Raw genomic sequence first — 12,805 nt, 5'->3', positions numbered from 1 at the left:
AAACAATATGGCAAATGATAAAATCGTGATCCATGGGGCACGGGCCCATAATTTAAAAAATATCGATGTGACGATTCCCAGAGACCAGCTCGTTGTTGTAACTGGTCTTTCGGGTTCAGGGAAAAGCTCCTTAGCATTTGATACGTTGTATGCCGAAGGACAGCGCCGATATGTCGAAAGTCTATCGGCGTATGCCCGTCAGTTTTTAGGGCAAATGGATAAACCCGACGTAGATAGCATTGATGGACTTAGTCCAGCGATTTCTATCGATCAAAAAACCACCAGCAAGAACCCGCGATCAACAGTGGGGACGGTTACTGAAATCAATGATTATCTGCGGCTTCTTTACGCCAGAATCGGTCACCCAATCTGTCCCAATGATCATATTGAGATTACTAGTCAGTCGGTTGAGCAGATGGTGGATGAAGTTTTGGCATTACCAGAACGCACCAAGATCCAATTGTTGGCACCTATCGTTTATCAAAAGAAAGGGCAGCACAAAAAAGTCTTCGAACGTATCCAAAGAGAAGGTTATGTTCGGATGCGGGTGGATGGCGAAGTCTATGATGTCTCCGAAGCGCCTGAATTAGAAAAAAATAAAAAGCATGATATTGCCATCATCATTGACCGAATCGTTGTAAAGGAAGGCATCCGTTCTCGTCTGTTTGATTCCTTTGAAGCGGCATTACGTTTAGCTGATGGCTATGCGGTAGTCGATGTGATTGGTCAAGAAGAGATGCTTTTCAGTGAACATTATTCTTGCCCGTATTGTGGCTTTACAGTTGGTGAATTAGAGCCACGGCTCTTTTCATTCAATGCGCCTTTTGGTGCTTGTCCAGACTGTGATGGTCTTGGTGTGAAGCTAGAAGTCGATGTCGACCTAGTGATTCCCGATCAAAGCAAAACGTTGCGTGAAGGCGCACTATTACCTTGGAACCCAATCAGTTCACAGTACTATCCGCAAATGCTGGAACAAGCCTGTCAAGAGTTCAATATCGATATGGACACACCCTTTGAAGAGCTGCCAGAAGAACACAAAGACATTATTTTGAATGGTTCGAATGGCGAAATTTTCCATTTCCATTATGAGAATGATTTCGGTGGCGTGCGTGATGTTGAGGTAGCTTTTGAAGGAATCTTACCAAATATTAAACGCCGTTATCATGAAACCAACTCTGATTTCACCCGTGATCAAATGCGTTTGTATATGACGGAATTGACTTGTAAAACTTGTCATGGCTATCGTTTGAACCCTCAAGCGCTGTGCGTGCAAGTCAACGGAAAACATATTGGTGAAATGAGCGAGATGGCAATCAACAATGCGTTGAACTTTGTCGAAGAATTGAAACTATCGGAACAAGAGAAAATGATCGCACGTCCGATCGTGAAAGAAGTCGATGATCGTTTAAGCTTCTTGAAAAATGTCGGATTGGACTATTTGACCTTGAGTCGTGCATCAGGCACACTCTCTGGTGGGGAAGCGCAACGGATTCGTTTGGCAACACAAATCGGCTCCAATTTGTCTGGGGTGCTCTACATTCTTGACGAGCCATCGATCGGTCTTCACCAACGGGATAACGATCGCTTACTAGATTCATTGCGGAAAATGCGTGATCTTGGGAATACGCTGATCGTCGTTGAGCATGACGAAGACACGATGCGGGCAGCGGACTACTTGATCGATGTCGGTCCAGGTGCAGGACACGCAGGTGGCGAGATCGTCGCTGCAGGCACTCCTGATGAAGTCGCAGCCAATGCGTCTTCCTTAACAGGTCAATACTTATCAGGAAAACGACAAATCCCGACACCAACGGAACGCCGCAAAGGCAATGGTGAAAAGATTCGTGTGACCGGTGCTTCTGAGAATAACTTGAAAAACATTTCGGTCGATTTTCCATTAGGAAAGTTCGTCGCCGTTACTGGGGTCTCTGGCTCTGGTAAATCGACATTAGTCAACGAAATTTTGAAAAAAGCCTTGGCGCAAAAAATCAATCGGAATTCGAACAAGCCTGGTCGCTTTAAAACCATTACTGGTTATGAAGCTATTGAGAAATTAATCGATATCGATCAAAGCCCTATCGGTCGGACGCCTCGAAGCAATCCAGCAACGTATACCAGTGTCTTTGATGACATCCGCGATTTATTTGCTAAAACCAATGAGGCGAAAGTCCGTGGTTACAAAAAAGGCCGCTTTAGTTTTAATGTGAAAGGTGGACGCTGTGAAGCATGTAAAGGGGACGGAATCATCAAGATCGAGATGCACTTCTTACCTGATGTCTACGTACCTTGTGAGGTTTGTCATGGCAAACGTTATAACTCAGAAACGTTAGAAGTTCATTACAAAGGAAAAAATATTTCGGAAATCTTAGATATGACCGTGGAAGATGCAGTGGAATTTTTCCAACATATTCCTAAAATCCATCGAAAATTGCAAACGATCGTTGATGTCGGTCTAGGTTATGTCACGATGGGACAACCAGCGACTACTTTGTCTGGTGGGGAAGCGCAACGGATGAAGCTTGCCAGTGAACTGCACAAAAATTCCAATGGCAAGAGTTTTTATATCTTAGATGAACCGACGACTGGTCTGCATACAGATGATATTGCCCGTTTGTTGAAAGTTTTGGAACGATTTGTCGACGCTGGCAATACCGTTTTAGTGATCGAACACAACTTGGATGTCATCAAATCAGCGGACCATGTGATTGATCTAGGTCCAGAAGGTGGCGAAGGCGGTGGAACGATCATTGCAACTGGTACACCAGAAGAAATTGCTGCGGTTTCTGAAAGCTACACCGGTCATTATTTGAAAAAAGTCCTTTAAGCAAGGAAAAGAGCACTCACTTTTTTACTTGTCTGTCAATAGGTTTCGCTAAAGTTTAAGGAAGCGTGAAATATCTGCAAATTTCATGATAAGGGCTTGAAATCAAAATTTTATTTGATAGAATAGCAATAGGTATACGTATATTCGCATTGAATAAACTGCCTATAAGTTCTATCCGTTCAAAGTGGGAGAAAGCAATCAAAGATAGATACTTTGATTGCTTTTTTCTTTGTGGTATTATAATTCTATTGTAATTAAACGAAACGAGAGAGGTCGTTTTTCGTATTCAAAAGAGAGAGTGATTTTTGATGAGTCAGGAAAATTTTCTTCCCATATTATTAGGAAGCGATATGAATGTTTATGGTATGGCCAGAGCATTCCACGAAGCATATGGCATTCAATCAGTTGCTTATGCTGGTGCGGAACTTGCGCCAACCCGCTTTAGTAAAATTGTTACAATCAATCAAGTGGAAGGTTTTGACCATGATCCAGGATTCACTGAGACGTTGATCAAGTTAGGAAAAAATACTTACAACGATCCTGCCATGAAATATTTATTGATTCCCTGCGGCGATGGCTATGCAGAACTGTTAGCGAAGCATAAAGAAGAATTGAAGCCTTATTATACCTTTATTGCCAATGACTATTCCTTATTAAAACGGTTGATCAATAAAGTCAGTTTTTACGAAGTTTGCGAGGAATATGGCTTGCCTTATCCTAAGACCTTCATTTTAACACCTGAACTGTTGACGGAAGGAACGTTCAAAGGAGAGCTGCCTTTTGATTTCCCTGTGGCTTTGAAACCAGCAAATAGTGTCGCGTGGCTGTCAGTTGATTTTGAAGGGCGCAAAAAAGCCTTCATTATTGACAATCGAACAGAATTTGAAGAAATCGTTTCTCGCATTTATCAAGCGGGTTATCAATATGAAATGATCGTCCAAGATTTTATTCCTGGCGATGACAGCAACATGCGGGTCTTAAATGCCTATGTTGATGAGAATCACGAAGTTCGCGTGATGGGCTTAGGTCATCCTTTATTAGAGGATCCAACGCCTGGAGCTGTTGGGAATTATGTCGTGATCATTCCAGATGAAAATGATCAAATCTATCAAATGATCCGTAAGTTTTTAAAAGAGATCGAATATGTTGGATTTGCCAATTTTGACTTGAAATATGATGCGCGAGACGGTCAATATAAATTATTTGAAATCAACTTGCGTCAAGGAAGAAGCAGTTTCTTTATTACCTTAAGCGGATTGAATCTGGCGAAGTTCATCACAGAGGATTTAGTCTTCGAAAAACAATACACAGAAACGGTTTATGGCAAAGCTGACGCACCTGAAGCGAAATTATGGCTAGGGGTACCAAAAAATATTTTCTTGACTTATGCAAAAGAAAATCCTGCGAAAGAACGAGCAAAAAAATTATTAGCAGAAAATCGCTGGGGAACGACTGTCTTTTACAAAGAAGACTTATCTCTAAAGCGTTGGATTCTATTAAAGAGAATGTTCCATCTGTACAACAAACGATTCAAAACGTATTTCCATACGAAAGAAGGCTAGAAGATGGAGAATTTTTTTAGTATTTTAGGCGGCATGGGAACGTTAGCGACGGAAAGTTTTGTCCGCATTTTAAACCGACGGACACAGACCCATAAAGACCAAGATTACTTGAACTATGTTTTATTCAATCATGCGACAGTCCCAGATCGGACGGCATATATTTTAGACAACACGTTAGAAAACCCTGTTCCATATTTAATGGACGACATCGAAAAACAAAATTTGTTAAAGCCAAATTTTATTGTGTTGACTTGTAACACCGCCCATTATTTTTTTGATGAGCTGCAAGCTGCCACTGAGATCGAGATTTTGCATATGCCTCGTGAGGCTGCGAAAGTCGTTTTTGAAAAAGGCGTCACTGGAAAAGTGGCCTTTCTTGGGACAGAAGGCAGTGTCAAAGCCGGCATCTATGAGAAAGAATTGCGGAAGTTCGGACTTGACGTCTATCTTCCAGAGCCGACGATCCAAAAAAAGGTCAATACATTGATCTATGATCGAATCAAAGAAAATGATCATTTGGATCAAGAACTTTACTTTGAGATACTGGAAGAAGTCACCGAACGTATCGGCTGTGAAAGCGTAGTGCTTGGATGTACCGAGTTGTCCTTGATGGATGAATTTGTGACTGATAATCCGTATCCAGTCGTCGATGCCCAATCGATTTTAGTTGATCGGACGATCGAAAAAGCATTGGCAAATCGCCAAGCAATCTAAAGCTGATAGCGACGTTAGCGGCATTTTTTGAGCTAACGTCTTTTTTTATGCCAGTGTTCCAATGATACGCCCGGCATGATATAATAGAGTTGTTTCAGAAAGGAGTTTTACCTATGACTGAAGTGGATCATTTAGAATTGGTCATTATTACTGGGATGAGCGGAGCCGGCAAAACGGTCGCGATCCAGAGTTTTGAAGATATGGGGTACTTTTGTATCGATAATATGCCCCCAAGCTTGATCCCTAAATTTTGGGAACTGATCAAAGAATCAGGAAAAGTGACAAAAATTGCCTTAGTTGTCGATCTGCGTTCAAGATCGTTTTTTGAAGAAATCCAAAGTATGCTGATCGATATTGAAAACACGAATTTTATCGACACACGGATGCTCTTTCTAGATGCATCGGACAATGAATTGGTGTCAAGATACAAAGAAACGAGAAGAGCACATCCATTAGCGATGGATGGCTTAGTTACGGAAGGCATTCGCAAAGAGCGAGCGATCTTAAACGATTTGAAGACGCGTGCCAGTATTGTTATCGACACAACGACCCTGACCCCACGGCAATTGAGAGAAAAAATCAATCAAGAATTTCGTGCTTCTCATGAGACAGGGTTTCGTATTGAAATACTTTCGTTTGGCTTCAAGTATGGCTTGCCGATCGATGCTGATATTGTGATGGATGTTCGTTTCTTACCGAATCCCCATTACATTCCAGAGTTGCGTCCCTTAACAGGCAAAGATGAACCCGTGTATGAGTACGTCATGTCTTTTCCAGAAACGGAAGAATTCTATCAGCAATTTAGTACACTGTTGCAAACGATCATGCCAGGCTATGTCAAGGAAGGCAAAAGCAGCTTGACGGTGGCTATCGGCTGTACTGGGGGCCAACACCGTTCAGTTGCATTATCTGAGCGCATCGGTGCGGTTTTGGCAGAAGACTATCGCGTCAATATTACTCATCGCGACAAAGATAAGCGTAAAGAGACGGTGAATCGTTCATGAAAATGAAAACGTACCGGATCAGAAAGCCGAAGATCGTTGTGGTAGGTGGCGGAACTGGGTTACCAGTCATCCTGAAGAGCTTGCGGAATCAGGGTGTCGACATCACAGCGATCGTCACGGTCGCTGATGATGGCGGTAGCAGCGGCGAGATTCGCAATTTGGTTTCCTCTATCTCGCCACCGGGGGATCTGCGCAATGTTTTGGCGGCTCTATCTGATATGCCGCAACTGTATAATGATATTTTTCAATACCGTTTTAAAGCCGAAGACAAATTTTTAGCCAATCATGCCCTGGGGAACTTGATTATTGCGGCGATTGCTGAAATGCGCAGCAGTACCTATGAAGCCATTCAAATTTTGTCAAAAATCATGCATATCGATGGACGAGTTTATCCTTCGTCAGATCTGCCATTGGTGTTGCACGCTGTTTTTAAAGACGGCACCGAAGCGGTAGGAGAGTCCAAGATCGCGGTTGATCGCAAAACGATCGATCGGGTCTTTGTTCGTAATCAAGAAAATAATGATGAGCCGAAAGCAGCTCGTAAAGTTGTTTCTTCAATTATGGAGGCAGATATGATTGTCTTGGGTCCTGGTAGTCTCTTTACTAGTATTTTGCCCAATCTCATGATTAGCGAGATCGGCCAAGCAATGTTGGAAACACAAGCTGAAACGGTTTATATTTGTAATATCATGACCCAAAAAGGTGAAACTGAACACTTTAGTGATGCCGACCATGTGCGGGTCCTGCATAAGCATTTAGGCAAACCCTTTATTGATACGGTGTTAGTCAACACCGAGAAAGTTCCAGAAGGGTATATGGACCCAGAGATTTATGATGAATATCTTGTACAAGTGAAACACGATTTCCAAGGACTGCGAGAAGAAGCCAGCCGTGTCATTTCAGCTGACTTTCTGGAGCTTAGAGATGGCGGAGTTTTTCATGACGGAGATAAAGTGATTGAAGAACTTCTACGTATCGTTTACGGGGCCAAAATCTAAGAAAGGAGGGATTTTTTTATGTCCTTTGCAGCAGAAGTAAAAAAAGAATTGACCGCATTAGAAGTTCATCGCGAACATGCCAAGGCAGAATTGGCCGCTTTGATTCGGATGAATGGGTCATTAAGTATCAACAACCAACAATTTGTTTTAAACGTTCAAACAGAAAACGCGGCGATCGCCAGACGCATCTATTCGTTACTAAAAGATCATTACGACGTGCGCAGCGAATTGCTGGTCCGTCGTAAAATGAAATTAAAAAAGAACAACGTTTACATCGTTCGTTTGAAGCAAGATACACAGCGCGTGCTTTTGGACTTAGATATCATGGACGGGCTGATGTTTCAAAGCCATGTTTCTGATGAGATCATGGGCAATACTCAAAAAATGCGTTCCTATTTACGAGGCGCTTTCATGGCATCTGGGTCCATCAACAATCCAGAAACCAGCCGCTATCATTTAGAGATCTATTCCATCTACGAGGAGCATAACCAAGATATTTGCGATATGCTAAACGCATATGGATTGAATGCCCGTGCATTAGAACGCAGAAATGGGTATATCTCTTACTTGAAAGGCGCTGAGAAAATCGCTGATTTTTTGACACTGATCGGTGCCACCAATTCCATGCTGAAATTCGAGGACGTGCGGATCGTGCGTGATATGCGTAACTCAGTCAACCGTTTGGTGAATTGCGAAACCGCCAATATGAACAAAACGATCGACGCTGCTTCGAAGCAGATCGACAATATCGAATTTATTCAAGATCGAGTTGGCTTGCAAGCTTTACCTGAAAAGCTGCAAGAAATCGCCGAATTACGTTTGGAACATCCCGAGGTCAGCTTGAAAGAGCTAGGAGAAATGATTCCATCAGGAGCGATCTCGAAATCAGGAATCAATCATCGCATTCGCAAAATCAATGAATTTGCGGATCATCTTCGGGAACAAGTCAGCTAGTCGAATGGAATAAAAATGAATCAAAAAACAGGAGCCGATTTGACGTGGAAGTTCGCGTCAAATCGGCTCCTGTTTTTTGTTAGTGGTTATTCATTGATCAATGCAGTTAATTCCTCAGCAGAGATCGATTCATCAAAAATGTGCCCATCTAAGATAATCGTTGGCACAAATTGAATGTTGGCGTTTTTCGCTTCTTCCACAATTTCTCCTGCGATCGAAGGATGGTCTTGTTCAGATAGCCCTAAGGTATTTTTCGCATATTCTGCCACTTCAGGTAAAGATAAATGACCCCATTCGTCTTGTGTTTGATAAATTTTTGTGATCTCAGCGATCGTTGCCTGAGGATCTGTACTGGAAACAAAGCGGTGCATTACATTGCCTCGTTGCAATGATTCTTTTTCTTTGTCGAATAGTTTGATGACACGGCGTAGTTTCCCAGCTGCGACAGCTTCACCTAAGATCAGTAATGATTCCTCAAACCATTGCCGACAGTAAGGGCAGCGCAAATTCATAAATTCGACGATCGGCTTAGCTGATGGATCTCCGATATGTATCCCTGTTACCGCATTTGTTTCTTGTGCTTTAATGATTGAAATATCCATTAAGATTCCTCCTTTTCTTTTAGTTTACCGAAGTTTCTGCTGAAAGAAAAGCCTCAGGTCTTTTGATTTAAGTCTGTGAAAAGAGGGGGAGAATGAGCTGAATACTATGTATTTCGTTTCACGAAATTATAAAAAATCCCCTGACTGTGCTTTTATATTCCTTGATTTTCAGCTATAATGAATTGTGTTTTATTGTGCAAAATGATGATTAAAGGAAGTTATATAGATGAGAAAAAGAAAAACAATGGATGGCAATACGGCAGCAGCCTATATTTCCTATGCCTTTACGGAACTTGCGGCGATCTATCCGATAACCCCTAGTTCAACCATGGCTGAATTAGTGGATCAGTGGTCTGCTCAAGGAAAGCATAATCTTTTTGGGCAGCCGGTGAAAGTGGTTGAAATGCAATCTGAAGCAGGGGCGGCCGGTGTGGTTCACGGCTCATTAAAGACGGGCGCCTTAACGACGACCTATACGGCATCCCAGGGACTTTTATTAATGGTACCAAATATGTACAAGATTGCTGGGGAAATGCTGCCAGGCGTCTTTCATGTCGCCAGCCGAGCAGTGACCACCAATGCTTTGAATATTTTTGGAGATCATACCGATGTAATGGCTACCCGACAAACAGGCTTTGCTATGTTAGCGGAAAGCAGTGTCCAAGAAGTAATGGATTTAGCGCCAGTCGCTCATTTAGCAGCTATCGAAGCCAATATCCCATTTTTAAACTTTTTTGATGGGTTTCGAACCAGTCATGAGATTCAAAAAATAGAGGTCTTAGATTATGAGGAATTGGCGCAGTTGGTCAATCATGAAAAATTGGCTACCTTTCGACAAAAAGCCATGAACCCGAATCACCCGACGACGAGTGGAACGAATCAAAATCCTGATATCCATTTTCAACAGCGGGAAACGATCAATCAGCATTATCAAACATTGCCTGAGATCGTTCGTTTTTACATGAAAAAAATCAATGCTTTAAGAGGAACCAACTATGATTTAGTGGATTATTATGGTGCTTCGGACGCCGAAGAAGTCATCGTTTCGATGGGGTCCTCGACGCAAACGATCCAGCAAACGGTGGATCATTTATGCGCTTCAGGCCGCAAGGTGGGGGTCTTGTCGATCCATTTGTATCGACCATTCCCACTAGAAGTCTTCTTAGAAAAACTGCCTGCTACCGTTAAAAGTATCGCTGTATTGGATCGCAGCAAAGAACCTGGTGCCAATGGCGAGTCTTTGCTTTTGGATGTGCAAAGTGCCATGTATGATGCAGCGATTCGGCCGACGATCATTGGTGGACGCTATGGTCTTGGGTCAAAAGATGTGACGCCTGATCAAATCGTTGCCGTTTATGACGAATTGCTCAAGCCAAAAGCGAGCCAAAAGAAACGCTTCACCATTGGGATCACGGATGATGTGACGCAATTGTCGTTGCCATCAAAGGGCACGCTAGATCTAACTGATCCATCCACCTTCCAAGCAAAATTCTGGGGATTCGGCTCTGACGGGACCGTCGGGGCAAATAAGTCAGCAATCAAAATCATCGGTGACCATACCGAAAAATATGTACAAGGCTATTTCCATTATGATTCGAAAAAATCTGGTGGTCTAACGGTTTCCCATCTGCGATTTGGGGATACCCCCATTCGTTCTACCTATCTGATCGAACACGCGGATTTCGTTGCATGTCATACGCCTGCGTATTTGCATACGTATGATTTGCTGAAAGGACTCAAAAAAGGCGGAACCTTTTTATTAAATACGACCTGGTCACAGGAGCAAATCTTAAAAAATCTACCGAAGAAAATGAAACGTTATCTTGCTGAAAACGAGATCCGCTTTTATACCATCAATGCCATGCAGTTGGCAATGGAAGTCGGCTTAGGTGGGCGGATCAATACCGCGATGGAAACAGCCTTCTTTTACTTGGCAAACATCATTCCGACCGGGGAAATCTTGCCGATTTTAAAAGAAGAGGCGCTGAAAAGTTATCGGCACAAATCGATGGCGATCGTTGAAAAGAACCAAGCAGCCATCGATCGCACCATCGAATTATTACAAGAAATCCCTGTTCCAAGCAAGTGGGCAACGATCGAAGTACCGAAGAGGACATCCACTGCTACAACACAATTTGTGCGAGAAATCGTGGAACCCATCAACCGTCAAGAAGGCAACCAACTAAGCGTGGGTACCCTCGTACGAAATCAAATGACTGAAGGGGTGATCCCTGTCGGGACAACAGCGGTTGAGAAGCGGGGCATCGCTGTTGAAGTGCCCGAGTGGCTATCAGATCGCTGTACCATGTGCAATGAGTGTGCTTTTGTCTGTCCTCATGCGGCGATCCGTCCGTTTTTGGCAGATGAAGATGAATTAACCGAAGCACCTGAAGGCTTTATCGTCAGAGAGATGCGAGGCGCGAATGGGCAAAAATATCGAATTCAAGTTTCCGTTGAAGATTGTACAGGTTGCGGCCTTTGTGTGGAAGCATGTCCCGCCAAAGGGAAAGCTTTGACGATGCGTCCTTACGAAGAACAAAAAGAACAAGCTTTAAATTGGGCTTTTGCGATGACTTTACGTCAAAAAGAAAATCCAGCAAAACCAGGAACTGTTTGGGGCTCTCAATTCAATAAACCTTTGTTGGAGTTCTCTGGTGCTTGTGCGGGCTGTGGGGAAACCCCCTATGTGAAACTATTGACCCAAATGTTTGGTGATCGCATGATGATCGCCAATGCGACCGGCTGCTCTTCGATTTGGGGTGGAACCTCACCAGTATCCCCTTATACAACCAATCACTTAGGACAAGGGCCAGCTTGGTCAAACTCGTTGTTTGAAGACAATGCCGAATATGGCTATGGCATGTTCTTAGCCAACCAAACCCGACGGGAGAAATTAGCGGCCCAGCTGCAGTCGTTGAAAGCCAATGTATCAGAAGAATTGCAGGCTTTGATTAATGATTGGGACCTTCATCGAGAAGAAAGTGCTGGGACGCAACAGCGAGCAGCAAAATTGATCGCCGCCTTAGAAGCTGAAGCTGCCACAACACCTCAGCTGAACAAAATCTTGCAGGAGAAAGATTTGTTTGTTAAGCCAAGCCAATGGATGATAGGCGGTGACGGCTGGGCATATGATATTGGGTTTGGCGGTATCGATCATGTTCTCGCTTCTGGTGCAGACGTCAATATTCTCGTGTTAGATAATGAAGTCTATTCTAATACAGGGGGGCAAGTCTCTAAAGCGACACCGACTTCGGCCATTGCTAAATTCGCTGCAAGTGGCAAGTTTGTTTCCAAAAAAGATTTAGGAATGATGGCGATGACCTACGGACATGTCTATGTCGCACAAATCGCATCTGGTGCAAATCAAATGCAAACGATCAAAGCCTTTGAAGAAGCCGAGCGGTTCCCAGGACCGTCAATCATCATTGCCTATACGCCATGCATCACCCACGGTCTTGCAGGCGGAATGCGTCAATCCTTGAAAGAAGCACAAGAAGCAGTTGCATCGGGGTATTGGAGTCTCTACCGCTATAACCCGCTGTTGACAGAAAAAGGGAAACAGCCAATGACACTCGACTTCAAAAAGCCAGCATTTGATCAAATGCCTGCCTTTATGCAGACACAAGTTCGATTTGCATCCTTGCAGTCTGCCAATCCGAATGCGGCGCAAGCATTGTTTGAAAAAACCGTTTCAGATGCGAAAACTCGTTTCTACAACTATGCCCGCTTAGCAGGTCAAGAAGAAAAAATACGAGAAAAGCTTGAAAAAAAGGTAAGTACTTATGCAGAACAATCAACGGCAGTAAAAACGGAGCGTGTACGAAGAGAAAAACAGCCGTTAAGCGAAGAGCAGCTCGCTGAAAGAGCAGCACGGCGTGCAACGCGCGCAAAGCGCCGTCAGCAAGAGTAATCGCTCGCTGAGGAATGACCCTGAAAAACGGTTTGACCCGTTTTTTAGGGTCATTTGTTGTTTTTCCTAAGAAATGAGTGCAAGAAGCTCGTTTAGATGAAATCTTCTAAGACCTTTGACAAACAATGATTTCAGGATAATGGTAAACTAAGTAAAAGAGCTGTTTATTTTTTCAAAACTTTTTCATAAATTTGTTTTTTTTCAAATCTTTGAAGAGGTCCTATGTTATACTATTAT

8 protein-coding genes are annotated in these 12,805 nt (G+C 43.2%); 7 read left to right on the top strand and 1 reads right to left on the bottom strand.

Features of this window, described 5'->3' with window-relative positions; all coding sequences use genetic code 11:
• Positions 1-7: 7 nt before the first annotated feature.
• From uvrA to whiA, 6 genes are all read left to right on the top strand, one after another.
• Complete coding sequence (uvrA, locus tag A5883_RS07910; RefSeq protein ID WP_086338278.1) at positions 8-2,824, top strand: excinuclease ABC subunit UvrA; 2,817 nt, start codon at positions 8-10, stop codon at positions 2,822-2,824.
• Positions 2,825-3,132: 308 nt separating this feature from the next.
• Complete coding sequence (locus tag A5883_RS07905; RefSeq protein ID WP_086338277.1) at positions 3,133-4,386, top strand: carboxylate--amine ligase; 1,254 nt, start codon at positions 3,133-3,135, stop codon at positions 4,384-4,386.
• Positions 4,387-4,389: 3 nt separating this feature from the next.
• Positions 4,390-5,100 (top strand): amino acid racemase, encoded by a 711-nt coding sequence (locus A5883_RS07900; protein WP_005225951.1) that lies wholly within the window; start codon positions 4,390-4,392, stop codon positions 5,098-5,100.
• 113 nt (positions 5,101-5,213) lie between these two features.
• Positions 5,214-6,104 carry an RNase adapter RapZ gene (rapZ, locus tag A5883_RS07895; protein ID WP_005225952.1) on the top strand — a complete coding sequence of 297 codons (891 nt, stop codon included), beginning with the start codon at positions 5,214-5,216 and terminating at the stop codon, positions 6,102-6,104.
• Complete coding sequence (locus A5883_RS07890; RefSeq protein WP_010748165.1) at positions 6,101-7,102, top strand: gluconeogenesis factor YvcK family protein; 1,002 nt, start codon at positions 6,101-6,103, stop codon at positions 7,100-7,102. Before rapZ ends, A5883_RS07890 begins: the two co-directional genes overlap by 4 nt.
• Positions 7,103-7,120: 18 nt before the next feature.
• Positions 7,121-8,056 (top strand): DNA-binding protein WhiA, encoded by a 936-nt coding sequence (gene whiA / locus A5883_RS07885; RefSeq protein ID WP_005225954.1) that lies wholly within the window; start codon positions 7,121-7,123, stop codon positions 8,054-8,056.
• A gap of 86 nt (positions 8,057-8,142) precedes the next feature.
• Here the strand turns inward: whiA and A5883_RS07880 are convergent, their stop codons facing one another.
• Positions 8,143-8,658 (bottom strand): DsbA family protein, encoded by a 516-nt coding sequence (locus A5883_RS07880; protein ID WP_086338276.1) that lies wholly within the window; start codon positions 8,656-8,658, stop codon positions 8,143-8,145.
• 226 nt (positions 8,659-8,884) lie between these two features.
• On the opposite strand from A5883_RS07880, the gene nifJ reads away from it, so the two are divergent.
• Positions 8,885-12,568, top strand: coding sequence for a pyruvate:ferredoxin (flavodoxin) oxidoreductase (gene nifJ, locus A5883_RS07875; protein WP_086338275.1), 3,684 nt, complete (start codon positions 8,885-8,887; stop codon positions 12,566-12,568).
• The last annotated feature ends 237 nt before the right edge of the window (positions 12,569-12,805 follow it).

The organism is Enterococcus sp. 5B3_DIV0040 (assembly GCF_002140755.1).
In the GTDB taxonomy this organism is placed as follows: Bacteria; Bacillota; Bacilli; order Lactobacillales; family Enterococcaceae; genus Enterococcus_D; species Enterococcus_D casseliflavus.
Note: the sequence above shows the minus strand (reverse complement) of the source record. Positions and strands in the feature narration are given on the sequence as shown.